Origin of the sequence: Acinetobacter sp. YH12076 (genome assembly GCF_013419525.1) — a bacterium.
Taxonomy (GTDB): Bacteria; Pseudomonadota; Gammaproteobacteria; order Pseudomonadales; family Moraxellaceae; genus Acinetobacter; species Acinetobacter amyesii.
Genome location: NZ_VOZY01000002.1, coordinates 251,375 through 276,929 on the forward strand (window position 1 = coordinate 251,375; position 25,555 = coordinate 276,929).

At 41.5% G+C, this 25,555-nt stretch carries 23 protein-coding genes; 6 read left to right on the forward strand and 17 right to left on the reverse strand.

The annotated features are described in order from the left end of the window. The first annotated feature begins 68 nt into the window (after positions 1-68). Together htpG and FTU22_RS02735 are read left to right on the forward strand one after the other, a co-directional pair. Entirely contained in the window at positions 69-1,988 is a 1,920-nt protein-coding gene (gene htpG, locus FTU22_RS02730) for a molecular chaperone HtpG (protein ID WP_180065892.1), read from the forward strand. Between the two features lie 153 nt (positions 1,989-2,141). Continuing rightward, positions 2,142-2,417, forward strand: a complete 276-nt coding sequence (locus tag FTU22_RS02735; RefSeq protein ID WP_180092879.1) for a hypothetical protein — start codon at positions 2,142-2,144, stop codon at positions 2,415-2,417. A gap of 68 nt (positions 2,418-2,485) precedes the next feature. On the opposite strand, the gene FTU22_RS02740 is transcribed toward FTU22_RS02735, so the two are convergent. The 5 genes from FTU22_RS02740 to FTU22_RS02760 all read right to left on the reverse strand — a co-directional run bounded on the left by FTU22_RS02740 (position 2,486) and on the right by FTU22_RS02760 (position 6,407). Continuing rightward, positions 2,486-3,646: a hypothetical protein gene (locus tag FTU22_RS02740; RefSeq protein WP_180092882.1), complete on the reverse strand. Its 1,161-nt coding sequence runs from the start codon at positions 3,644-3,646 to the stop codon at positions 2,486-2,488. A gap of 98 nt (positions 3,647-3,744) precedes the next feature. Then, positions 3,745-5,193 (reverse strand): hypothetical protein, encoded by a 1,449-nt coding sequence (locus tag FTU22_RS02745; RefSeq protein ID WP_180092885.1) that lies wholly within the window; start codon positions 5,191-5,193, stop codon positions 3,745-3,747. Positions 5,194-5,204: 11 nt separating this feature from the next. Further along, positions 5,205-5,384 carry a hypothetical protein gene (locus FTU22_RS02750; protein WP_078189814.1) on the reverse strand — a complete coding sequence of 60 codons (180 nt, stop codon included), beginning with the start codon at positions 5,382-5,384 and terminating at the stop codon, positions 5,205-5,207. A gap of 351 nt (positions 5,385-5,735) precedes the next feature. Continuing rightward, positions 5,736-5,924 carry a hypothetical protein gene (locus FTU22_RS02755; RefSeq protein ID WP_180092887.1) on the reverse strand — a complete coding sequence of 63 codons (189 nt, stop codon included), beginning with the start codon at positions 5,922-5,924 and terminating at the stop codon, positions 5,736-5,738. A gap of 234 nt (positions 5,925-6,158) precedes the next feature. Continuing rightward, the gene (locus FTU22_RS02760; protein WP_218954992.1) at positions 6,159-6,407 is read right to left on the reverse strand and encodes a glycine zipper domain-containing protein; all 249 of its coding nucleotides are present in this window, start codon (positions 6,405-6,407) and stop codon (positions 6,159-6,161) included. A 237-nt stretch (positions 6,408-6,644) separates the two neighbouring features. On the opposite strand from FTU22_RS02760, the gene FTU22_RS02765 reads away from it, so the two are divergent. Beyond that, positions 6,645-6,845: a dodecin family protein gene (locus tag FTU22_RS02765; RefSeq protein WP_111885833.1), complete on the forward strand. Its 201-nt coding sequence runs from the start codon at positions 6,645-6,647 to the stop codon at positions 6,843-6,845. Between the two features lie 76 nt (positions 6,846-6,921). Here FTU22_RS02765 and FTU22_RS02770 read toward each other — a convergent pair whose 3' ends face one another. The 5 genes from FTU22_RS02770 to ompR all read right to left on the reverse strand — a co-directional run bounded on the left by FTU22_RS02770 (position 6,922) and on the right by ompR (position 12,500). Next, positions 6,922-7,608, reverse strand: a complete 687-nt coding sequence (locus tag FTU22_RS02770) for a DsbA family protein (protein ID WP_180078042.1) — start codon at positions 7,606-7,608, stop codon at positions 6,922-6,924. A 149-nt stretch (positions 7,609-7,757) separates the two neighbouring features. Continuing rightward, positions 7,758-8,177: a GNAT family acetyltransferase gene (locus FTU22_RS02775; protein ID WP_078189811.1), complete on the reverse strand. Its 420-nt coding sequence runs from the start codon at positions 8,175-8,177 to the stop codon at positions 7,758-7,760. 127 nt (positions 8,178-8,304) lie between these two features. Further along, entirely contained in the window at positions 8,305-9,822 is a 1,518-nt protein-coding gene (locus FTU22_RS02780; RefSeq protein ID WP_180092940.1) for an acetyl-CoA hydrolase/transferase family protein, read from the reverse strand. Positions 9,823-10,028: 206 nt separating this feature from the next. Continuing rightward, positions 10,029-11,489: an ATP-binding protein gene (locus FTU22_RS02785; RefSeq protein ID WP_180024744.1), complete on the reverse strand. Its 1,461-nt coding sequence runs from the start codon at positions 11,487-11,489 to the stop codon at positions 10,029-10,031. A gap of 246 nt (positions 11,490-11,735) precedes the next feature. Further along, positions 11,736-12,500, reverse strand: a complete 765-nt coding sequence (gene ompR, locus FTU22_RS02790; RefSeq protein WP_078189809.1) for a two-component system response regulator OmpR — start codon at positions 12,498-12,500, stop codon at positions 11,736-11,738. A 335-nt stretch (positions 12,501-12,835) separates the two neighbouring features. Between ompR and FTU22_RS02795 the strand changes: the two genes are divergently transcribed. Further along, complete coding sequence (locus FTU22_RS02795; RefSeq protein WP_180092890.1) at positions 12,836-15,193, forward strand: Tex family protein; 2,358 nt, start codon at positions 12,836-12,838, stop codon at positions 15,191-15,193. A 247-nt stretch (positions 15,194-15,440) separates the two neighbouring features. Beyond that, positions 15,441-17,621 carry a SulP family inorganic anion transporter gene (locus FTU22_RS02800; RefSeq protein WP_257225872.1) on the forward strand — a complete coding sequence of 727 codons (2,181 nt, stop codon included), beginning with the start codon at positions 15,441-15,443 and terminating at the stop codon, positions 17,619-17,621. 70 nt (positions 17,622-17,691) lie between these two features. Here FTU22_RS02800 and FTU22_RS02805 read toward each other — a convergent pair whose 3' ends face one another. The 7 genes from FTU22_RS02805 to FTU22_RS02835 all read right to left on the reverse strand — a co-directional run bounded on the left by FTU22_RS02805 (position 17,692) and on the right by FTU22_RS02835 (position 23,822). Next, positions 17,692-18,006: a hypothetical protein gene (locus FTU22_RS02805; RefSeq protein WP_078189807.1), complete on the reverse strand. Its 315-nt coding sequence runs from the start codon at positions 18,004-18,006 to the stop codon at positions 17,692-17,694. Positions 18,007-18,078: 72 nt separating this feature from the next. Beyond that, the gene (locus tag FTU22_RS02810; RefSeq protein ID WP_180092895.1) at positions 18,079-19,158 is read right to left on the reverse strand and encodes a patatin-like phospholipase family protein; all 1,080 of its coding nucleotides are present in this window, start codon (positions 19,156-19,158) and stop codon (positions 18,079-18,081) included. Positions 19,159-19,367: 209 nt separating this feature from the next. Next, the gene (locus FTU22_RS02815) at positions 19,368-19,511 is read right to left on the reverse strand and encodes a hypothetical protein (protein WP_180092898.1); all 144 of its coding nucleotides are present in this window, start codon (positions 19,509-19,511) and stop codon (positions 19,368-19,370) included. A 103-nt stretch (positions 19,512-19,614) separates the two neighbouring features. Then, positions 19,615-21,234, reverse strand: coding sequence for an AarF/ABC1/UbiB kinase family protein (locus FTU22_RS02820; protein WP_111885633.1), 1,620 nt, complete (start codon positions 21,232-21,234; stop codon positions 19,615-19,617). Between the two features lie 18 nt (positions 21,235-21,252). Next, positions 21,253-21,921, reverse strand: coding sequence for an SCP2 domain-containing protein (locus FTU22_RS02825; protein ID WP_180024751.1), 669 nt, complete (start codon positions 21,919-21,921; stop codon positions 21,253-21,255). A gap of 16 nt (positions 21,922-21,937) precedes the next feature. Beyond that, entirely contained in the window at positions 21,938-22,882 is a 945-nt protein-coding gene (ubiE, locus tag FTU22_RS02830) for a bifunctional demethylmenaquinone methyltransferase/2-methoxy-6-polyprenyl-1,4-benzoquinol methylase UbiE (RefSeq protein WP_078192823.1), read from the reverse strand. 226 nt (positions 22,883-23,108) lie between these two features. Further along, positions 23,109-23,822: a hypothetical protein gene (locus FTU22_RS02835; protein WP_180092901.1), complete on the reverse strand. Its 714-nt coding sequence runs from the start codon at positions 23,820-23,822 to the stop codon at positions 23,109-23,111. 205 nt (positions 23,823-24,027) lie between these two features. Between FTU22_RS02835 and FTU22_RS02840 the strand changes: the two genes are divergently transcribed. Beyond that, on the forward strand, positions 24,028-25,446 hold the full coding sequence (locus FTU22_RS02840) for a phosphate--AMP phosphotransferase (RefSeq protein WP_180092904.1): 1,419 nt from the start codon (positions 24,028-24,030) through the stop codon (positions 25,444-25,446). The last annotated feature ends 109 nt before the right edge of the window (positions 25,447-25,555 follow it).

Consider the following 25,555-nt stretch of genomic DNA (forward strand, 5'->3'; position numbering starts at 1 on the left):
AAAAATAGTGAAGTCCCTCCATTCATATAGGCAATTGATAATTTTACTCAGTATGAACGGAGAGACTGATGAGCGAACAACAATCTCAAAAACACAGCTTCCAAGCGGAAGTGGCTCAGTTACTGCATTTAGTAACACATTCTTTATATTCAAATCCTGAAATTTTCCTTCGTGAGTTAGTATCAAACGCATCTGATGCCTGTGATAAATTACGTTTTGAAGGGATTAACCATCCTGAATATTATGAAAATGATCCAGATTTACATGTGCGTATTCATTTAAATAAAGAGCAGAAGACAATTACCATTTCGGATAATGGTATTGGTATGACACAACAAGAAGCGATTGATCATTTGGGTACGATTGCTAAGTCTGGCACTAAAGATTTTATGTCGAAGCTTACGGGTGATCAAAAGTCAGATGCACAATTGATTGGTCAATTTGGGGTGGGCTTCTATTCAGGTTTTATTGTTGCTGAAAAAATTACAGTGGAATCACGTCGTGCTGGGGTAAATGCCGCTGAAGGGGTACGTTGGGTTAGTAATGGTACAGGTGAGTTTGATGTAGAGCCAATTGATAAGGCTTCACGTGGAACCGACATCATTTTGCATTTACGCGAGGATGCTTTAGATTATTTAGATCGTTACAAAGTTAAGCAGATTATTAATAAATACTCTGATCATATTAGTTTGCCAATTGAGATGCAGAAAGAAGTTTGGCAACAAGAGGAAGCTGCCGAAGGCGAAGAAGCAAAACCTGGTCAATATGTACTGACGGATGAGTGGGAAGCGATTAACTCAGCAAGTGCATTATGGACGCGTAATAAAAATGAGATCAGTGAAGAACAATATACTGAGTTTTATAAAAACCTGAGCCATGATTTTGAAGCCCCGCTTGCATGGACACACAACCGTGTAGAGGGAAGTACGGAATATACACAGTTACTTTATATTCCATCTCGCGCACCAAGCAATATTTTCACACGTGAAGCTAAAGCAGGAATTAAGCTGTATGTGAAACGTGTATTTATCATGGATGATGCGGATAATTTGATTCCAAATTATTTACGTTTTGTTCAAGGTGTGGTGGATAGCGCAGACTTACCACTTAATGTAAGCCGTGAATTATTACAAGAAAGTCGCGACGTTAAAACGATTCGTGAAGGTAACGCCCGCCGTATTTTAACGGTGCTAGATGGTTTGGCGAAATCTGAAGATGTTGCTGATCAAGAGAAGTTTGCAAAATTCTACGCTGAGTTTGGTTCAGTCTTAAAAGAAGGCTTAGGCGAAGACATGGCGAATCGTGAGCGTATTCTAAAATTATTACGCTTTGCTTCGTCAAATAATGATGAAGTGAAAACATCATTTGCAGACTATAAAGCCAATATGAAAGAAGGCCAAAAGGCAATTTACTATGTGACTGCTGATAGTTTAAATGCTGCGAAAAACTCACCACAACTTGAATTGTTCAAGAAAAAAGGTATCGAAGTGCTGCTCATGACTGAACGAGTGGATGAGTGGGCGATGGAATTTGTTTTTGAGTTTGATGGAACACCATTACAGAATGTATCAAAAGGTGCAGTTGATTTGGGTGATCTACAAGATGCTGAAGAGAAGAAAGCACTTGAGGAAGCTGCTGAGCAGTTTAAACCTGTTGTTGAAAAACTGTCGGATGCGTTAAAAGATAAGACCTCTGAAGTGCGTGTAACAACACGTTTAGTGGACTCTCCTGCGTGTTTGGTGGTTGCTGAGGGTGAGTTGTCACCGCAACTGGTTCGTATGCTGAAACAAGCAGGCCAAGCGGTACCTGAATCAAAACCAGTCTTGGAAATCAATCCATCCCATCCGTTGGTACAAAAATTAGAAAGTTCGGTGCAGTTTGATGACTTAGCAAATGTTATTTTTGATCAGGCGTTGATTGCTGAAGGCGGTTTACCCGAAGATCCTGCCCAATACATCAAACGGATTAACAGCTTATTGCTGAAGTAACGGTAGATATGAAATGAACCTCCTTCGGGAGGTTTTTTATTTGGTTTTTCGATAGAGCACATGAATAAAAACGTCCATGTTTCAATCTTTAAAATAGATTAAAAATAGATAATTAATCTATAATAACGATCATTAAGTGTTGGGAATCTTAAGATGAAAATTTTAGTGATCGCTGTAATGGGCTCGCTGCTCTCTATGGGCCTCATGCAATCTGCTCAGGCAGACAGCGCTAAGCAAAAAATGGTGCGTAATGACCGTGTGCAGGTTTCAAAGCAGATCGCACAATACGATATCAACCCTTTTGTTGATAGTCGCCGTGTGATGCGAAATGATCGTGTTCAGTATAGTTTTCCTAAAGTGAAAAAAGTCGCTGAAAAACAGCCAAGTATTGTACGTAATGATCGTGTACGTGTGATTAATAAAAATTGAAGCTGATTTATTTAAAAAAAGCCCATTCTGTTGAGATGGGCTTTTTATTCGCTGTGAAATAGCGGGTTCTAGAACAAGGCTTCAAGGCGCACTAAAGCGCCCACAAAGTGGCTTTTATCGTCACGATGGTTGTTGAGGTAGTTGAGATCACCTTGGATATAAAACCATTCGCGCAGAAAGGGCTGTCGCCATGATACATAGGGTCCCCAACTGTTTAAACGCAGTTGATCGTTATTGTAAAAACCACCTGTATATAGGCCGTAGTTGAATCGGTTACCTTTAAAAAATTGGTGTTGGCGGTAACTAAAGTTATCCCATTTCAGATCATCATCCTGTGCATCTGCATAGGTCAGGTTGAATTGGTTTGAGATAAAGGGTTGGCCTGGACGGGCATGGGTTAATTCTAAATTGGTTCTTAGATAATTTTCACTATCGATACCATAACGATAAATTTGTTCGGCTAAAAAACTGTAATCATTGTCGAGTTGCCATTTTTTAGCTGCTTTTAAGCGGACATATAGGTCATCACCAGAACGTAAACCTAGATCAACGTCAGTTTCGAAGGGCAGTCGATCTGAAATTTCTGACCAACGTAAAGCCAGTGAACTGTTATCTTCACGGGTTTGCTTATTGTCATAATTTTTATCACTACGCCCCGCAGGGTTTTCATTGGTAATTGCAGCATTATTTTCTAATTCATTATCAAGTGAGTCATCACCAAATACGACGCTTAACTTTTTTTCTAAAGTGGGAAGCTTAATTTTACCGCGAATACGTGGCTTAATTTCGTATTCATCGTGCTTATTCCAACTGTTGTCTAAAATCACCCTAAGGGTAGCATTGGCTGGTTTATCAGGCTCACTTTGCCCAAACCAGTTATCCATGCGAACGGCCGTTCGATCTGCCCAATTTCGGACTTTCTTCTGTTGTCGATCGGTCCAGCTATTATTTTCCGTTTGTTCTATTGTCGGAACAATGGGGTGATCTGATTGTTCAGGTAAGAAGGTCGGTGTTGCATCAATCCAACGTGGAATTTGATCTAAAAAATCATAGGTCTTTGGCATGATATACGGTGAACTTTGCTCGGTTGCAGGCACATCCTGAGAATGTTCAGCCTCAGTTTCATTGATGACAGCATCAGTTTCATTGGCCCAAGCAACTTGATACATCAAGCTCATTGATGCGGAAAAAAGCAAAGTCCGAATAAAGTACTGTTGTTTTTTATGCATATGTTTTGGCTCTATTTAATTATCATCTGAGTATCCTGCATCTGTAGTTTTGTTATTTTTATCGGATAAATGCAAGCCAAACTACAAAATAAATGCAATTAATCTTCGGTCATTTGCTTAAGTGCTTGATAAAGCGAAATCACATCAATGGGTTGAGGCAATTGTTGGATCACATTTTGGATGCTTTGCCAATTTAAACCTTGCTGTCGATGGAGGATCAAATAGGGAAAGGTTTGTTCGGTATGCAAGAGTGCCATGCGTTTTTGACCGTGGATTAACCGTATTTTTTGACGTTCTTGTAATAATAACAACGGGGTATGTAGCGTCGGTTCAGGTTCATCAAAATGAATGAATTTTTGCGTATGAATTAACTGTGCCGGGATAAATGGATAATAGTCGTTTTGCGACCAAATTATTTCAGCCTGCTGAGACTGTTGATAGAGCTGATCAGGTGCAGCACAGAGTTGCTCTAGATTGTCCCATGTCATGACTTTAATCGCGGCAAGTTCATGTTGATGTTGTTGGCAAAACAGTTGAGAGAGTCTAATGGCTTCCATTTGCGCTTGCGCACCAAACAACAAGAGATATTTGATGAAGCGACCTTCGGTATTGATTTGCTCTGCTAAATACAGTGGCTGATTTTTCCAATCTGTACCATCTGTCGTATGCAATAGAACATCAAGTTGCGTTGTGAGTTCAGGCTGATCTATAAACTGCAATTCATACAAGGCCAATTGCGCATCGATGTTTTGCAGCGTTTGAACGCGAGCGGTATATTGAGCGATTTGAACCTGTTCAGGAAGTTCAACGCCTGCCATTGTCGAGTTGAGATATTCCTCCGATGGGGCATGTGTTGGCTGCTCAATTAGAACAAGAGGAACGGTATCAGGTGCAGAAAGCTCTGGTTTATTTGTATTTGAGTTATCAAGCAACGTATCTGCTTCATTGATTTGCTTATCGCAATGATCTATATCGACAGATCCATCTTTATTTATTGTTTCAATCGGCAGTAGGGCATCCACACTTGCTGCAACATTGTTTGGTGCTGTGCTGACTTCTTCTTTTAGGCGTACGGCATGTAGACGTAGATCAGTATCACTGATTAAACATTTATATAGCTGTTGTTGCTCAATTAACCAATCATAGCATTCACTGAAATTGCCCCATTCACTGAGTAACGCCGTGCGCTGTTTGGCTGGAATCATCCAAACTTGCCAACCTAACTCATGGTCATGCAGCAAGGCCCAACCCATCTCTGGATATTGATATAAAGCACTTTCGAGTGCAGCGTCATGGTTAAAATAGCCACGAAATAACCATGAATATGGCGTTTGTTTGGCAAATTCAGTGGCAGCCATCTGTGGTTCAGTTAATGCGCGATAACTTAATATTTGCTTTTGAAAAATCGGTTCGTCACATAAGGCAAAAATTTCATGAATCCGACGTTTAGAAAGCGCAGTTTCATAAAAACTCAAAGCACGGTGTTCAAGTTGATGGGTCAGTACATGGATTTCTTTTATTAATTGTACTTTCTCTTGTAAATTCATTTGTCCGCTTCCTAAAGGACTTTTTGTGCTTTTTCTAAATATTTAGCCAATACAATATTGGTTGCAAGTTCTACTAATTTATATTCAGCCGAATTCGGGTTTCGATATGTATTGGCCAATTCAATCAGGCGTTCAATATCGATGACCTGCGGTGAAATTTTTCCTTGTATCAGTGCCTGAAGTTCTTGCATAGGACAATGTAAATTTAAAAATAAAGAAGTCGATTAGTTCATTTGATTATAGAGATTTCATTAAAAAAAACATGGAAATAAATGTCAGCTTCTACAAATTAAGCGTTAAATATGACAATTAATGCGCATTTTGTTTAAAAATAATACCAAATCATTAGCTTAAAGATAGGTTTTGCAAAAGATATAGCGGTATGGTTTGATCAATTTTTTTGAAGTCATCATCAGCGATCGAGCGCTTTTAGATGTTCATTTTTAATGTTAAGTAAAGAATAAAGCCCAAAGTAAAGGCATATAAAATAAAAAACCGATGGTGGGAGCCATCGGTTTTTTTTTGGAAAAATCAGCTAAAAATTAAGCTTTTTTTTCTGTGTTTGTTATAACTTCAGTTGTATCAGCAGCAGGCGCTTGGCTCTCTGCATTGGCAGTTTCAGCAGTTTCAGCTTTTTTTACTGGAAAATCTGGTACGTAAACGATTTGTGCAGAAACAGTTGCAGAAAGCGCCATCACAGCAACAGCCATAGCATATTTGATTGCGTTCATTTGTGTATTCCTATCAATCATTAGTAACTCAAAAATTGAGTCAGGGAGAAAATTAATCACTTGAATTTATGTGAAAATAATATCAAAAAATAATCAATTAAAAATGATCGATTCGGCAACACAAGATAAATGGTAGGATTTAATATTTATATAAAACAGTCTATTAGAGTTATTGCTCTAGAGTTTTTAGTGGCTGAGTGACAGCGGCGTATCACTCAGATATAGATGAAAAATCTATGAATGTTTGGCACATTTCTTTTCATAGACTTTGCCTGCGATACCACCAATAATGGCACCACTAATCGTACCAAAAACAGGCAAAATACTGCCTGCAACAGCGCCGATCGCAGCACCTTTGACGGTCGGAGAGAAATGTGAGAGAAAGCTATTCTTCCCTGTTTGGGACTCGTTGGTGGTTGTTTGAGGGATTGTATTGGTAGATAGTTCGGTTTCAGCAGAAGTTGCTTGAGGTTCAATAGTCATGACATTACTCCCGAGCATGATCGTTAGAAGAATGAAGCTTTTAGCCTAATCGGTAGTGGCCTTGGCTTAAACAGAAAGCATGTAATAAATGATGGTCAGTTTGTAATCCCTCGAAGTGGAATTCACTCCTGTGTAAGACATGTAATATTTTGCTGTTTTGATGTTTAAAAAATAACCAAAATAAGTGACTTAATCATATGATGAAGATTCAAAATCATAACAATGAGGATAAATACAATGTCTGTTGCTAAAGTCGTTGAAGTAAATGCAAGTAGCGCAAAAAGTTTTGAAGATGCGATCCAAACGGGAATTAATAAAGTCACTGAAACCGTAAAGAACGTTCAGGGTGCATGGATTAATGAACAAAAAGTTGTGGTGAAAGACAATAAAATCGCGGAATATCGAGTGAACTTAAAAATCAGCTTCTTGGTGGAATAAGTTTCATTTTATTGATGTTAAAAACTGATCATAAAAAATCCCCGAAGTTCGGGGATTTTTTATTGAACGCGCTGAATTATTTTTCAGGTGTTTCACAGCTTTCATCATTACAGACAGGTGTAGGAGCAAGCTCAGGGAGTTCCGCAGCTTTGTCCATCACTTTTTTAAATACATCTTTCGGTTGAGCGCCTGCTAAAGCAATGCGTTGCTCAAATACAAAGAACGGTACACCCGTAACTTTAAGTTGATCGCGTGCTACTTCTTCGTCGTATTTGACGAAATCAGCAAATTCATCTGAGTCTAATAAGTCATCGACTTCAACAGGGTTTAGACCAATACGAGATGCAACATCTTCTAAGGTTTCACGTTCACCAATGGCCAAGCCTTGCGTCATATAGCTATAGAAGAACGCTTCTTTGGCTTCACTGCCGAGACCTTTGCTTTGTGCAAGATGAATCAAGCGGTGCGCGTTGAAAGTATTGCCTGAATTGGCTTTTTGCCAGTTAAATTCAATACCTTCAGCTTTTGCCATTTCGGCAATATTGCGCTGCATTTCTTCAACTTCTTCAATAGTGCGGCCATATTTTTGAGCTAGACGTTCAGTATTAGAAATTTCTAGACGAGCGGGCGCATCTGCATCAAGTTGATAGCTATGCCAAAACACTTCAAGTTCTACACCCGATTCTTCGGCAGCAGCTTCAAGGCGTTTTTTCGCAATATAACAAAATGGGCAAACCACGTCTGACCAGATATCTACACGCATGGGAAATCTCTTTTCTATGTTCTGGGAAAATGATGGGGGCAAATCCTAAAATTTAAAGCCAAGCAATGCAATCCATTTTTGTTTCGATGGCGCAATGTCGTTTTTTTTTTGATTTTGTTACAAGGATTGAATGTAGATTTGTCGAACGATTAATCCGTGATTAAACGTTTACCCAAACAAATCACTTCAACCTCTTCATAGCCCAATTGTTCATAAAAATTTTGTACGTCAATGTTGTCTTGGCGAATCAGTAATTGAAGTTTTGGGCAGCCTAAAGCAATTAAGCGTTTTTCTAATTGCTGAATGAGGGCAGTAGCAACACCATTACGTTGAAAATGTGGATGCACGGCAAGATAATTGACCCAGCCTCGGTGTCCATCATAACCACCCATCACAGTTGCAATCAGTTGATCATCTTTGACTGCCAACAAGAATAATTGGTCGCGTTGCGCTAGTTTTCGAAATATATCAATTTCAGGATTATTCCATGGACGGGTCAGATCACACAGTTCCCAAAGTGCAATCACATCGTCTAAATCAGATTCGAGATAGGGGCGGATAATAAACATAATTTTTGTTTTAGCATGTAATTTGACCAATTTAGATTAGTCGAGTTTTGCAGACTTGATAAGTCATATTAAAAAATAAAAGCCATAAAAAAACGCTCCGAAGAGCGTTTTTTTAGTTCACTGTCAATTAAGCAGTTTTCACTTCAGGCTGAGCAGCTAACATATGGCCGTTCTCTTCGAAGTTGATGTGCCAAGACAATGCTTCACGTAGAAGGTGAGGTGTTTGACCACCTTTCGCACAAGCACGGTCGAAGTAATCATTTAATGCTGCACGGTAGCTTGGGTGTGCACAGTTGTCGATTACAGCACGAGCACGTTCACGTGGAGCAAGACCACGTAAGTCAGCAAGACCTTGTTCAGTAACCAAGATGTCAACGTCGTGTTCTGCATGGTCAACGTGAGAAGCAAATGGAACAACAGAAGAAATGTCGCCACCTTTTGCAATTGATTTAGTCACGAAGATCGCCAAGTGCGCATTACGTGCGAAGTCACCTGAACCACCAATACCGTTCATCATTTTTGTACCGCAAACGTGAGTTGAGTTCACATTACCGTAAATGTCAAACTCAAGTGCTGTGTTGATACCGATGATACCTAAACGACGTACAAGTTCTGGGTGGTTAGAAATTTCTTGTGGACGTAATACAAGTTTGTCTTTGTATTGTTCAAGGTTATTAAATACTTTTTCGCCATATTTCGCAGAAAGCGTAATAGAGGAACCTGAAGCAAATTTCATTTTGCCTGCGTCGATCAATTCAAATGTACAGTCTTGAAGTACTTCAGAGTACATGATCAAGTCTTCAAAGTTTGAATCTTTAAGACCAGTCAATACTGCGTTTGCAATTGAACCAATACCTGCTTGTAATGGACCTAGGTTTTTCGGTAAACGACCTTCAGCGACTTCTTTTTCAAAGAAAGCGATAAGGTGGTTTGCAATACCTTGAGTTTCATCATCAGGGGCAGTAACTGTAGATGGAGAGTCATGCAATTCGTTGTTAAATACGATACCTACGATTTTTGAAGGATCGATGTTGATTGCATGTGTACCAATACGTTCGTCAACATGAGTCAATGGAATAGCTTGACGTGTTGGACGATATGTTGGGATATAAATATCGTGTAAGCCTTCAAATGCTGGGCTTAAGTTGGTGTTGATTTCAACAATCACTTTTTCAGCAAAAATTGCGAAGCTTGCAGAGTTACCTACAGAAGTTGTAGGGATGATGCCACCATCTTCAGTAATCGCAACAGCTTCAATGATTGCTACATCAGGCTTTTTAAGCTGAAGATTACGCATTTGTTCAACTGTTTCAGACAAATGCTGATCGATGAACATTACTTCGCCTTTGTTGATCGCTTTACGTAATGTATTGTCTACTTGGAACGGTAAACGACGAGCAAGAACACCTGCTTCAGTCAATTTTTTGTCCAAATCGTTACCCAAGCTCGCGCCAGTAATTAGGGTGATTTTAAGAGGATTAGCACGAGCCTGTTGAACCAACGCTAAAGGTACAGCTTTCGCTTCACCTGCGCGTGTGAAACCACTCATACCTACCGTCATACCATCCTGAATGAATTCAGCAGCTTTTTCTGCGCTGATAACTTTGTCGTGAAGGGCAGCTAAACGGATGCGATCTAAAGACATCATATACTCTCGTGAAATTCTCAAAACTGATACGGATTGTACCGATCAAAAAAGCCATTTTGCATCCCTGTTAGGCTAAGGTCTAATTTTTTGAAAAAATGTGGGTATAAGATTTTATTATGATTTTTAAGATACTGAATAATAAAGTTAAAAATAACAATGGTTAAGGATTGAACAAAACTGTTCGTTGCTTTTTTGAACGCTTGTTAAAAGCGTTCAGTTAAACTTTGCTTAATTTTTTCCAACGGGCTGTTGTTTAATATTTCATCATTTTCGAGTTTTTGCAGTGGTAAAGAAATGATCGCTTCGAGTCCACCTTCTGCTCGATTGTGAATTGAAAGTTGACCTTCGTGAATATCCACAATACGTTTTACAATGGCTAAACCGAGTCCACTGCCTTGAATGGTACGTGCATCATTACCACGTACAAAAGGTTGCATCAGGTCTTCAATTTGGTCTTCAGGAATCCCTTCGCCATTATCGGCAACGCGAATTTGAATATGGTCACCTTCATATTCGGTAGACAGTTCAATCGGCTCGGCACCATAGCGTTTTGAGTTATTGATTAAGTTGCCTATTAGTCGTTTTAAGGACAGGCTACGTGCTTGAATAATCGGTAAGTCTTGAGGTTCAAAGCGAATATCTAAAGGTTTAAATTGAATCACTAATTCCTGCAATAGCGCATTTAAATCAGTATCTTGCGGAACTTCATCAGAGCCATCTCGCATATACGAAATGAACTGATTCAGAATCGCATCCATATCTTCAACATCGTAAATCAGACCTTCTTTAAGGAAGTCATCATCAGGCATCATTTCTGCGCTGAGTCGAATACGGGTCAGCGGAGTACGCAAATCGTGGGAAATACCGGCCAACATGATGCGACGATCACGTTCAGTTTGTTCCAGCGTGTATACCATGTGGTTAAAGGCTTGGTTTACTTCACGGATTTCTTGTGGCCCATGGTTGGTTTCTAAATAAGGAGCAGTGCCTTGTTTACTATAGTTGTTTGCCGCATCTTGTAAACGTTTTAGTGGACGGTTGAGCTGACGAACCAAGGTTAAGATAATGATGCCAGCAATCAGCGGAATACCCAATAACCAACCTAAAATCAGCTCTGCGCTATAGTTGGCATAGGTTTTTAAAGGCTCGCGAACCCAGTTTCCATTCATTTCTGGAGTTTGAATCCAGATGCGTGGGTCAGGTTTAAATTGGAAATACACGGTCGCATTATCAATGCGCATTTCTTTGGCCAGTTTCTTTTCAATTTGATTGGTAAAGAACTCTGCAATGACTTTGTCTTTGACATTCGGGAATTCTTTCGGATCGGTCACATATTCGATCCCGACACGGTTGCGCATCCAGTCGTCGACATCTACTTCGGCATTGTTATGAAAAATCCGTAAATCAGGATTGTTAATGATTTCAAGTTCGACCGCGAGGTAACGAGCATGTTGTTGAATTTCGGGTAAATAGAGTGTGCGCCAAAAGAACCATAAGGACATAAACAGGCTAAAAAACACCACAAATAAGACCAATACGGTGGTCCGCATGGCTGCAGAGCGGGGTTTGATTTTATCGAGGAAGCGTTCCCAAGGTGTCCGTTTTTTTTCGGAGTAGGTAACGTAGTCGGTAAATTCCTGTGGATCGATGGGTTCGAGTTTCACGCAGAATCCTTTAAGCAAATTTTTTGAAAGGCAGTTTTTATTCTTTGCGATGGAATCTTACTGCTGGAACGTTCTTTGGGAGGAGTTCGTTATGTTACTTTTTAAAAAAGTAACCAAAATTTTTGCCATTCGCTGAACTCGCGCACATTACTTTTATTCATTCAATTTCAAGTGGCTCGGACAGCAGCGAATGGCATTTCCGGACATGAGGTACGGTGACTCGATTCTCAGGTCTTATTTTATGGCTTATTCAGCACCATCTGGAACAAAGACATAACCTACGCCCCAAACGGTTTGAATATAGCGCGCACGTGCCGGGTTTTCTTCAACCAAACGACGCAGGCGAGAAACTTGAACGTCAATTGAACGCTCCATAGCACCCCATTCACGACCACGAGCAAGATTCATTAACTTGTCGCGTGTCAGTGGTTCACGAGGGTGTTGAACTAATGCTTTGAGTACGGCAAATTCACCCGTTGTTAATGTGACGACTTGACCTTCACGGGTTAATGTACGAGTAGACAGGTCGAGTGACCACGGACCAAAAGACACCACTTCCATTTGTTGGCTTGGTGCGCCCGGAACTTCACGCACTTGGCGACGTAGGACCGCACGAATACGAGCTAATAGCTCATTCGGGTTAAATGGTTTTGGTAAATAGTCATCTGCACCGGCTTCAAGTCCTGCAATACGGTCTGAATCGCTACCACGAGCGGTCAGCATAATGATTGGGGTGTCGATGCTAGATTGGCGCAGACGGCGACAAATACTCAAGCCATCTTCAACAGGCAACATAAAGTCGAGCACAATCAGGGAAAAGAGTTCCCGCTGCAACAGACGATCCATCTGAGTCGCATCATGTGCGGTTTTGACCACAAAACCTTTATCTTCTAGGAAGCGTTGTAAGAGGGTGCGTAGACGCACATCATCATCGACAACCAGAATGCGTTCGACTCGGTCGGTTTCGGCTTGTACGGCATCTGTTTTTTCAGCAGGTACAACTAAACTCATGACGTGCTCCTTATTCTTTATTGTCATCGTAAACAAAAAGTCGATTTCACTTGAGTATACGATTCATTTATATAAATTTACTATGCTCTAAAGCAACAAATATTGCAGTTAAAATCAAGACATAGATACCAAATGTATACATGTTGTTCGAATCAGTTTGCTTGTCTAAGTCTCGCTAATTTGCTGTTTCATAGTCAGTTTCGTAAAAAAATGTGTATTTGAGATGAATTGGCATTAAAAACCACGAATAAATTTATAAAAACAATTGTGGATTTTATGGTCTTGGTCTTTATAATCATGGCTTTTAGAACTTATCCTTGCAGGGATCTAATACGATGACTGACTTAGTTCAGCAGTTGGCAAAAGAAATTGCCGTACGTCCAAATCAAATTGAAGCTGCCATCAAGCTCATTGATGAAGGTGCCAGTGTTCCATTTATCGCACGTTACCGTAAAGAAGTGACGCAAGGTCTGGACGATACTCAATTACGTCAGCTCGATACACGTCTGACTTACCTGCGTGATTTATTTGAGCGCCGTGAAAAGGTAATCGAATCTCTAAAAGAACAAAACAAGTTATCTGATGACTTACTTGCTCGTGTGAATGCAGCAGAAACGAAAAATGCTTTAGAAGAGATTTACGCGCCGTACCGTCCAAAACGTACAAGTAAATCATTTAAAGCCAAAGAAGCGGGTTTAGGCCCAATCGCTGAAAAAATCTTTAATGAAGCGGTTGATCCAACCGAAGCTTTAGCTGGTTTTAGTCATGAAGATTATGCTGATGTTGAAAGCCAATTAGACGCGATTCAACACATTTTAATTGATGACTGGGCACAAAATATTGCATTAACCACTGAGCTAAAAGCGACATTTGCGAAAACTGCAGTGTTGAAAAGTTTAGTTGCAAGTGATGAGAAAAAGGAAGTCGGTAAAAAATTCCGTGATTACTTTGATTTCTCTGAAAGCTTAAACAAAGTCCCTTCACACCGTTTACTGGCGATGCTCCGTGGCCGTCAAGAAAATGTCTTGGGCTTAAAAGTCGATGGTGAAGATGAAGCACCATTGGTTCGTATTGAAACTGAATACAATATAGAAACAGCTCAGCCACAAGCGCGTGCAGATTTTTTAAAACAAACTGCAAAATTGTTCTGGCTCGGTAAAGTTCGTCCTGCGATTGAACATTCATTATTGACTGAAAAACGTTTGGCTGCTGAAGCTGAAGCGATGGATGTCTTTGCTGAAAATCTACGTCATTTATTACTTTCTGCTCCTGCAGGCGCACACTGCACCTTGGGTGTAGACCCTGGCATCCGTACGGGTGTGAAATTGGCTGTTGTCAATGCATCAGGTGATGTTGTTGCACACAGCACTATTTACCCGTTTGCCCCGAAAGAAGATAAAGCAGGTTCAGTTGCTGAACTTGCGCGCCTTTGCCGCGAATTCAATGTTGAATTAATTGCGATTGGTAATGGTACTGCAAGCCGTGAAACTGAAGCGGTTGTGGCTGAAATGATGGCTGCGAATACGGATTTGAATTTGATTCGTGTGTCTGTCTCTGAAGCGGGTGCATCTGTTTATTCAGCATCTGAATTGGCATCTCAAGAATTGCCAGAGCTAGATGTATCTATTCGCGGTGCAGTGTCGATTGCTCGTCGTTTACAAGATCCATTGGCGGAGCTTGTGAAAATTGATCCGAAATCGATTGGTGTAGGTCAATACCAACATGACGTGAACCAAACCGGTTTAGCAAAAACACTAGAAGCAGTAGTTGAAGACTGCGTGAACTCAGTAGGTGTCGATGTCAACACAGCATCATCTGCAATTTTGGGTTATATCGCGGGTTTGAATAAATCAATTGCACAGCAAATTGTGGATTTCCGTAAAGAAAATGGTCGTTTTGACAACCGCCAAAGTTTGAAAAAAGTTCCTCGTTTAGGCGAACGTACCTTTGAACAAGCAGCAGGTTTCTTACGTATTCAAGATGGTTCTGAGCCACTTGATGCTTCTGCTGTTCACCCTGAATCTTATGGTTTAGTAGAAAAAATTGTGGCAGCGAAAGCAACCACAGTCAAAGATATTATTGGTAATACTGAAATTATTCGCCAAGTAAACGCCGAAGAATTTGTGAATGACCAATTTGGTCTACCGACAATTCAAGACGTTTTATCTGAACTTGAAAAACCAGGCCGTGACCCACGTCCAGAGTTCCGCACGGCTAAATTCCGTGAAGACATTACAGAAGTGGCGCAGTTGACTGAAGGTTTACAGCTTGAAGGTGTGGTTACTAATGTAACCAACTTCGGTGCATTTGTTGATGTAGGTGTTCACCAAGACGGTTTAGTGCATATTTCAGAGCTTGCAAATGAATTTGTGGCAGATCCACATAAAGTGGTGAAACCAGGTCAAATTGTACAAGTTCGAGTGTTAAACGTTGATGTTGAACGTAACCGAGTGAACTTGTCGATGCGTGCTGAAGGCGCTGTTGCGGCAAAACCACAACGTCAACCACGTCGTGATAATGCACAGCAAGAGCAACGCGGTGAGCGTAAGCCACATGCGAAACGTCCACAGCAGTCTCGTCCTCAAGGCGACCGCCCACAAGGCAAGAAACCTCAAGCGGCTAAACCACAAGAAAACAAAATTGGTGGTTTGGGTGCATTGTTATTACAAGCAGGGATTAAAGGTTCGAAGTAATCTTGATCTGTTAAAAAAACCTCCCATTTGGGAGGTTTTTTTATTTCTTTTAAGGCCTATCAAAGATAAATGAGCTGAATCTTAAACTTCGCAATTAAGTGTAAAAATCACACAAATCATGTATCAAAACACACTATAGAATCGTTCGATTGCCAGACAATATAAGTCACGCCATAAAGTGGTCACAAACTTTAGGCTTTACACACTTACATCTAATTATTTGATATTTATTATAAACGGTAAAATGATGATATCTAAAATTGAACGACATCGATTTCATATTCACGACTTTTTATCTGGAACAGTGGTATTTCTCGTGGCTTTACCGCTATGTCTAGGCATTGCATTGGCTTCTGGCGCACCGATTCTCTCTGGTATTATTGCAGGCATTGTCGGTGGTATTTTAGTTGGGGCACTGAGTGGCTCACATATCAGTGTTGCAGGTCCAGCAGCAGGTTTAACAGCAGTCATTTTGGTACAGCTTGAACTACTCGGCGGCAACTATGCCGCCTTTTTATTGTGTATTGTTTTTGCCGGTATTTTACAGATTGGATTTGGCTTATTTCGGCTCGGTTTCTTTGCCAACTTTATTCCAAACAATGTCATATTGGGTTTATTGGCAGCCATTGGGCTGATCTTGATTGGGAGTCAAATTCCTTATCTGTTTGGATTGAACCAATTTTCATGGTCTGTGCTGTGGCAGTCACAGCCGCTCGATTTGCAATGGGATATCGGTGCCGTTCTGATCGGTATAGGTAGCATTGTCTTGATGTTGCTTTGGGAGAGGAGTCCATGCAAAAACTGGGTTCTGCCTTCAGCCTTGGTTGCTGTAGTCCTCGCTGCACTATGTAATGCCATGTTGGTGCTTAGTGGCTCGTCTTTTGCAGTTCATCCATCAAATCTCATCCAACTTCCTAACCTTTGGGATCAGCCACAAAATGTGATGATCTTTCCGGATTGGACCGCTTTAAATAATCCTCTGATTTATACGGGTGCAATTACTTTGGCGGTTGTGGCGTCATTAGAAACTTTATTGAATTTGGAAGCAGCAGATAAATTAGATCCGCATAAGCGTTCGTCACCCCCCAACCGAGAGTTATGGGCGCAAGGTATCGGTAATGTTGTTTCGGGCGCTATAGGCGGGATGCCGCTGACGTCAGTGATTGTTCGTAGTTCGGTCAATGCCAGTGCTGGAGCTAAAAGTAAATGTTCTGCCATCTTTCATGGCGTGTTGCTCCTGTTTGCCGTGCTGTGTTTAGTGCCCTTGATGAATATGATTCCGCTTTCAGCATTAGCTGCAATTTTAATCCTCACAGGTTTTAAACTGACACATCCCAAATTGTTTAAACAGCTGTATTTAAAAGGTTGGAAACAATTTATTCCTTTTATCATTACCTTACTGGCGATTTTATTCACAGACTTATTGGTCGGGATCTTGATTGGTTTAGCCAGTAGTGCGGCCTTTATTTTATACGCCAATTTTAATAAGGGACTGAAGGTGTATAAAGAGCATCATTTACATGGGGTGATTACACGGATTGAATTGCCTTCACAAGTCAGTTTTCTCAACCGTTCGGCATTAATCTCGGCATTGGAACATATCCATCGCGGCGAACAAGTGGTGATTGATGCCACACATGTGAGTGATATGGATGCTGATATTTTCCAACTCATTCAAGAGTACCAACAGGAAAAGGCGGCGCAACGTAAAGTGCAAGTGCAGTTGATTGGTTTCAAGGCACACTATGCCGATGCGCAGGAGGCGGCATTAGATATAGATATTAGTACTGCAGCTTTACAGCAACGTTTGACGCCAGAGGCTGTGCTCGCTTTGCTTAAAGCAGGCAATGAACGTTTTGTACAAAATGAGCGTTTGCAACGAGATATCTATCGTCAACTGCGGGTGACCGCACAAGAAGGGCAGCATCCGATTGCGGCAGTGTTAGGTTGTATGGATTCTCGTGCGCCGACTGAAATGATCTTTGATGTTGGAATTGGCGATTTATTTAGTTTACGCATAGCGGGGAATGTCGCGGGGCAAAAAGTTTTGGGTTCATTAGAATTTGCCTGCGAAGCCAAAGGCGCCAAAGTGATCGTAGTGCTTGGTCATACGGACTGTGGTGCGGTTAGCAGTGCTTGTCAGTTGCATTTAGCTGGTCAATCGATTCAGAGCCTGACGCGTATGCCACATATTCAATATGTGCTGGGGCCACTCAATGAGTCTGTATCGCGTGTTGCCGAATTGATGCAACCACAAACGCTGAGTCCGGCATTTTTAGAGCAAGTGACGCAAATGAATGTACATTACAACATCCGCTATATTTTGCAAAATAGTGAAGTGCTACAGCAGTTGGTGCAAGAAGGTAAAGTGGCGATTGTTGGTGCAGTGTATGATGTAAAAACTGGACGGGTTAATTTCTTCGGATAAATAAAATCCGATGACATAAAAAAGGATCATCATGAACACATGATGATCCTTTTTATTGAACTAAAATACATTAGCGAATCATCGGTACAATCCAACTGGTAATGATCAGCAAAATACCGAAATGTCCCAATTTACGGGTGACATATACCAATTTTGACGGCTTTTGTTCCAATTGTTTCGCATAGTCTTCGATGCTAATGCCTTGTTTTGCATTACTGGTAAATAAAAACACCGCCAAATCGATACAAATTAAAATGGTACCGACATCTGCTACCACTTCCATTAAATCGTATTGGCCGCTGATCAAGGCGGTTGACACTTGATAAACAAGGAAAAGTGCAAAAGCGATGCAGGCATACTGCAAAACAGTTAAAAATATCCGCATAAATCTATACTAAATAAGCTCAAAATTCTGAAACAGGATTATAGCGTCCCTCGCAAGAGATTACTGTAACGCTTAGAGTGCTTGCATGACTGCTGGAAAGTGTTGCTTCTCAACCATTTCCAAAAACTCATCGCCCATACGCTGACTTTCAGCCACACATTGGTTCCACATTTTAATCCGTTGTTGGTTGTCTAAGCCTTTGAGGGTAAAGTCTTTACGGTCAGGCAGTCGGCCAAGCGGCAAGCTTGCAAGGTATTCTTGTGAAGGTGACAGCAACAGGGTACGCGCCTGATTTTCAGGATTGGCTTGGCGTTTAAATAATTTATCAAACCAACCTGGGGTGATGCTATCCGTGAAATGCGGATACAGCACGATGCCCTGACTTTGGAAGGGTAGGTCAATATGATAGTCAATCAGGCCGCCATCGCGGTAACTGCCTTGTGGCGCATCAGGGATATCACGGATCGCGGCCATAACACCAGGAATAGATGCAGATGCCATAAGCCACGGCATGACACTGTCTTGAGTCAATGCATGGTAATGCGTGGTAAAGCCATCATCCGCCACAGTAAATTGATGACCTGACACAGGCTGACTAATCACACGCTGCATGAAATAACGACTGTGTTTACGTGCAAGCGCTGTCGTGCCCACGATCCCTGCGACAGAGGCTAACAGCGGCAGGGCTTTATCACTTTGGAAAATATGCTGAGCTTTGACTGAAAGCACAGTGAGGTGATAATCAGGATGATTAACCAGTGCAGCTTCTTGACCTTGAATCAAATCGATCAGCATGCCACGACACACATCGCTGACTTCTTGACGACTCATCTTTTTATGAAAGCTCAGATTGGTATACAGCTCAGAGAGGCGTTCCGTGCCTTCGATAGCTCCCCAAGCAGCAATACTGGCAAAGCGCCAACTGCCAATCGATGAACCAATTAAAGTACGCTTTTGTTGCGCACGTGGCAAAAAGTCAGCAAAAATCGCCTGATCTAAACCTTGAATACCAATGCCTTTCGGGCCACCAGCAGCACCGGGCAGGATATCCACTTGAGCAGCGTTTAAACCTTCTTGTTCAATCAGTTGGCGTGCTAAATGGCCAGCACGGATATTGAGCGCAGGCGGTTTTTTTTGCAAAATTTGAGTCATGGCAGTCGCTTAAAATACAGTCGTAGAATTATTCTAGTGCGTTTTTGCACAGACCCAATGGCTGAAACTTACGACAAATGACTTCTCAGTCATATCAGGGCACCGCTCACGAATGCTGTAATAATTGTTCATTATGCCGATGCAATTGAAACAAACTGAGGTAGACGATTGCCCATGTCGCCATTGGGAAGACCGCCCAAGCAAATAGATTAATGATAAAAACCACGGCCCCAGCTAATAACCAATAATTTAACCAACACATCAAGCAGGGTCGAAAAACTATACAGCAAGGCCGTTGCACATGCTCGGAGTGGATTTCGACCATACAGTACCCCTAAATAACTGTATGACATGGCGTTCAGCCTTATTTAAATTTTTTGTTTTTATAGCTTTAAGCCCTTTATTGTCAAAAGGCTTAAAGGATTTATGGATACATCAAGATCATTTAAATACAGATTATTTAAACACACGCCAAATGGCAAGTAAGCTTGAAAGTGCAATTAATACGATGGAAACATACCATGGCGCAATTATCGCAATGGAGAGGAAGATGGCCATAACACTACCAAAGACCCAACTACGCTTTTGCTGATGTTCCATTTGCAAGCGCATGCTTTGCAGTTCATTGAGTTGTTTTGCATGCCAAGCTGACTGATTTTTTAAACCATTCAGACTGTCGATCATCAGCGTTGGTAAATCTTGCGCACCTAAAAGTAAGTCTGGAATTTTTTGTCCGAGTTCTTTTAAGTTTTTCTGAGGATTCATTTGCGCTTTAATCCAATCGGTGAGGATTGGTTTTGCCAAACTCCAAATATCCAATTCAGGATAGAGATCCGTTCCTAAACCTTCGACATGGACCAAGGTTTTGAGCAGCAACATCAGTTGTGGCGGAATCTCTAAATGGAAACGACGCGCAATATCCATCACTTGAATCAGAATGCCGGCGAAGTCCAATTCATGCATTGGTTTAGAGACCATTGGGCCAACAGTGCGACGCATTTCACGTGCTAAGGCATCTTGATCTGTACCCGGTGGAATCCAACCCGCTTGATGCACAATTTGAATCAGCTGCATAAAGTCGCTATTCATCACTGCAAGCAACATGCGTGCAACGGTCATTTGGTCGTGCTTTGAAAGCTCACCCATAATCGCGCAGTCCAAGGCAATAAAGCGTGGATTGCTAGGATTGATGGTTTCGACGAAGACATTCCCCGGATGCATATCGGCATGGAAGAAGTTGTCGCGGAACACTTGGGTAAAGAAAATGGTGAGCCCTTTTTCGGCTAAATCTTTACGATCCATGCCCAAGCGATCAAAGGTCGCAATATCTGAAATGGGTACACCCGTAATACGTTCTTCGACCATGACATCACGGCTGTCCATATAGACTTCAGGCACGTACATCATGCTTGAACCGGTGAAGTAATGACGCATACGACGGGTGTTATCCGCTTCTAAAGTCAAATCCAACTCATTGAGAATAATTTGACGGTAGTCCTGAATAATTTCAGATAAATGCAGGGCACGAGCGGCTTCTAGACGTTTTTCAAGGAACTGACCAAGCCACTCTAATATTTCAAAATCTTCCAGAATTTGATTGCGAATATTTGGGCGAGTCACTTTTACCACGACTTCACGGCCATCATGCAGGGCTGCAGTATGCACTTGCGCAATAGATGCTGCTGCTAAAGGTTGCTCGTCAAAGCGTGCAAATAAGGTATTCACATCCGCTTTTAGTGATTCCTGAATACGCATTTTGGCAACGTCATTCGAAAAAGGTTTTACACGGTCTTGTAGTAGTACCAATTGCTGTAAAACTTCAGGTGGAATCAAGTCACGACGGGTAGACAGTAATTGCCCCATTTTAATGGCCAGCGGGCCCATCTCTTCCATGGCTTCTTTGAGCTTGAGCGGATTTTTACGCTCGCGGCTTGACCAAGCCGCAGGGTGCATGCGAATGAGAGAAAGAATATGACGGGCTTTTTCCGGTAATTCTTCCGCAGGAAACAACGTGTCGAGTCTATAGTGCGCAGCGATGCGCCAAAGGTCGAGTAAACGTGAAACGTGCGGAATCATATGTGCAATTACCTAGTCTTAAGTGTTGTCTTGTAATGAGTCAATTTGGCTATGCAGTTGCTGAATTTTTGCTTCTGCACGGTCCAGATTTTGATTCAAAATTCGTGTGTCTTGATTCAGGTCATCCATCTGCCAACGTGGGGCAAACAAGCCAGAATCTTCTTTTAACGCGTCTTCAGCAAAGAACAAATGGCTTTGTAAAGTACGTTTGAGATATTTGGGTGCAAGTTGCAACTTACCAATTTCATGCGCAAGGCTTGGACCTATCCAAGGGCTTAAATGCGAAGCTAAATCGGGCTCAGCTTGCTGCATAATGCGTTGGATATCCTGCAATAAATGATAATCACCTTGCAATGGGATATTGCCGACATCTTCAGCCAACAGCAGTTTAAGGAGCTCGACGACCGTTTTGACATGCAAGGTCGCTGTTGCTTCGGTCGTACTTGACTGCTGCTCGTAAGGGCGTTGCTCAAAGATAGATGCGGTTTCAGAGTGTCCTGTTGGCGTCGGTTCTAAGCGAACTTTCTGATTGTCAAAAAACACATCCACCGACAACTGTGGTGAATCGATCACCACACGAAGCATTTTGCCTTGCAATTCATTCAGTTGGATGCGAGTAATAGCATCCAGATCAATGAAATGATGAATTAAGCGTTCAACTGCACCAAGTGCGAGAATCGACCACATAGTTCAGCCTGCAGTATTAAAGTTTGAAACCACGATGTACGGCTACGATACCACCCGTTAAGTTGTGATAATCACAGTTTTGGAAGCCTGCATTTTCCATCATACCTTTAAGAGTACGTTGGTCTGGGTGCATACGAATTGATTCTGCAAGGTATTTATAACTTTCAGAGTCATTTGCTACGATTTTTCCCATAATTGGTAATGCAGTGAATGAGTATAAGTCATACAGTTTTGAGAATGGTTCAAATACCGGTTTAGAGAATTCTAAAATCAGTAAACGACCACCTGGCTTAAGAACGCGGTACATTGCAGCAAGAGCAGCATCTTTGTCAGTCACGTTACGTAGACCAAATGAAATGGTTAATAGGTCAAAACTGTTGTCTGCAAAAGGTTCTAAAGTTTCAGCATTGGCCAAAACGAAATCGACATTGGTACAACCAGCATCAATTAGGCGGTCACGACCGACATTGAGCATCGATTCGTTAATGTCTGAAAGCACCACATGACCTGTCGGACCAACTTCACGACTGAACACTTTAGCAAGGTCACCTGTACCGCCTGCAATATCCAGTACGTGCTGACCGCGACGAACACCTGACATGTTAATGGCAAAACGTTTCCATAGACGGTGAATACCAAATGACATTAAATCATTCATGATGTCGTATTTCGCAGCCACTGAGTGGAAAACTTCCGCGACTTTTTGCGCTTTGTCTTCGCTGCTCACGGTCTGATAACCAAAGTGTGTAGTTGGCCCAACATTACCTGTGTTCGCGCCACGTGGCAGATTATATTTGGGTACTGAACCTGTCACAGGTGTGTCGGTCAGACGTTGTTCTAAAGATTGTTGCTGACCTTGCGCTGTCCCTTGTGGTAAAGGTTCAGTTAAGAATGGACTCGCTTTGTCTGTATTTTGTGCCGACTCAGGTGTAGGGACAGGCGTTTGATTCTCGTTAGACATTAGAGTCACTCCTAACTTATAAATAGGGTTAATGTTACTTTGTAAGCATGATGACAGATTCTCTGTTGTTATACAGCAGTCATTTGCATTTGTTGTGAATAATATACAGAAAAAATAAGGGGCTGCTGTAATTGCTTTGCAAAACCCCTATAAAAAATCTGAATTCAGCCTTGAACGCCCTGTTTGTTTTATATCAAATGTGGGCTGAATGGGGATGATAATTTTGTTAGGCCGCAGGCTGAAACGGGTTCGGGTCTCCAGCATGTACACGGTCAATGATTTGACGTTCTACAGTGGTAAATTCACGCACAAATTTTTCTGCTGACTTAAGTGGTTTCATTGCGAGAAAGCCATCTTGCATAAAGTCATACATCACTTCGAAGTTATATTTTATTGCTGCACCTTTGCACATCTTAAAGGCGGTATAGACCATAAATGAGCGCATATATTTATCTAAATTACGACCTAAATCGTCCAATAGTTGCAGCTGTAACATACGGTCCTTGCCCTGATCGAGCTTAAGATAAGTCTGGCGCATCATTTCATCGGTTAAGGGCAGATTGGATGGATAATCTTCTAATAATTGCATGGCCACTTGTTCATCAAGCTGTACGGCTAAAATGGCAAGTTGTACGCCCGAAGTACCAGTCTTTATAGCATTGTCTGGAATCAATTTTTCAGCTTTGTGTGCATAGCGCGTGAGACGAGCAATTTGTGCTGCTAATGCATCAAAATCAGGACCGCCATATAAACGATTAATAAAATATTGAGACATCAGCACATTCTGTTTTTCAGCAAATTGTACGGCATGAGTGCGTTGCATACGCTGTTTTTGCCACTGCTGGACATCTTGTAAACGCTGTAAAATTTCTGGCTTTTTGTGGTAGTTCAACTGGTAATACAGTTCAAGTAAATCATCTAATACTGCAAGTTTGGACATTGAGTGTCTCAATTATTTTTTAGATGTTTGAATCTTAGTGGGTGTTGGAGCTTAGGGCTATGACAAAGTGACGAAATTACAGGTTAATCTGAGTCAGTTTGTTGCAGAAATGGTCATATTTTGCATTTCAGCATATACATGAAAGCATTGTTGTGTGATGAACGGCATGGTTATACTCAAAACAGAATAAAACCAAGGGTCCGCCATGAGCTTAAAAGAAACAGAATTTCAATTGATGGATGAAGAACAACTCTCGGTTGAGCTAATTGAAGCGCAATATCAACTGAAAAATACCAGCCGTCAGCCTAATGCCAAAAGCGTGTTGATTTTAGTCAGCGGAATAGAGCTTGCGGGTAAGGGGGAGGCCGTCAAACAGCTCCGTGAATGGGTCGATCCACGTTACTTAAGGGTGAAAGCGGATGCCCCGATCATATTTAATCCAAAACAAACCTTTTGGCAGTCTTATGCACGGTTTATTCCTGCCGAAGGGCAAATCATGGTGATGTTTGGAAACTGGTATAGTGATTTGCTCAGTACCGCCATGCATGTGTCGAAGCCTTTGGATGAAACCTTATTTGATGAATATGTCGAGAACATGCGGGCTTATGAACGAGACCTAAAAAATAATCATGTCGATGTGATTAAGGTCTGGTTCGATTTATCTTGGAAATCTTTACAAAAACGTTTGGATGAAATGGACCCAAGTGAAGCGCGTTGGCATAAATTGCATGGTTTAGATTGGCGCAATAAAAAACAATATGACAACTTGCAACGTTTACGTCAGCGTTTTAGTCATGACTGGATCATTATCGACTGTGAAGATGAGCAAGTCCGTGATCAGCAATTTGCACAGTATATTTTACGCACTTTAAAACATTGTCCAACACATGAAACTAAAGCGGTAGGGCGTTGGAAACAAGCCAAAACACCACAGGCTTTATTGGAGCCAAGTACAGCCATCGCTGATGAAGCCGATTATAAAAAAGAATTAAAAAAATTAAGCCGTAAGGTGGCTGAAGCTTTACGTTTTGATTCACGCAACGTGGTGATCGTGTTTGAAGGGATGGATGCCGCAGGGAAAGGCGGAGCAATTAAACGTATTGTTAAAAAGTTAGACCCACGCGAATATGAAATTCATACCATAGCAGCACCTGAAAAATATGAACTACGCCGTCCTTACTTATGGCGCTTTTGGAATAAAATTGTCCCTGAAGAGAAAATCACGATTTTTGATCGCAGTTGGTATGGTCGTGTTTTGGTTGAGCGGATTGAAGGATTTGCTAATACCGTTGAATGGCAGAGGGCATATGATGAAATTAATCGCTTTGAAAAGGACCTATATAACAGTCAAACGGTTGTCATCAAGTTCTGGTTAGCCATAGATAAGGATGAGCAAGCTGCGCGGTTTAAAGCCCGCGAAGAAACCGCGCATAAACGTTTTAAAATTACTCCAGATGACTGGCGGAATCGTGACCGTTGGGATGACTATCTCAAAGCTGCTGCAGATATGTTGCAACGCACTAATACAGAATATGCGCCGTGGCATGTGATTGCGACCAATGATAAGCATAGTGCTCGTTTACAAGTGCTAAAAACGATTTTAGCGCAGTTGAAAGCAGATTAATTTTATGAAAAAAGCCACGCAATTCGTGGCTTTTTTCTTCATTTTCAAAACTCGCTCATTTTCAGATTTACTTCATCTTTAGATCTATGGTTTAAATCACTTTGATTCT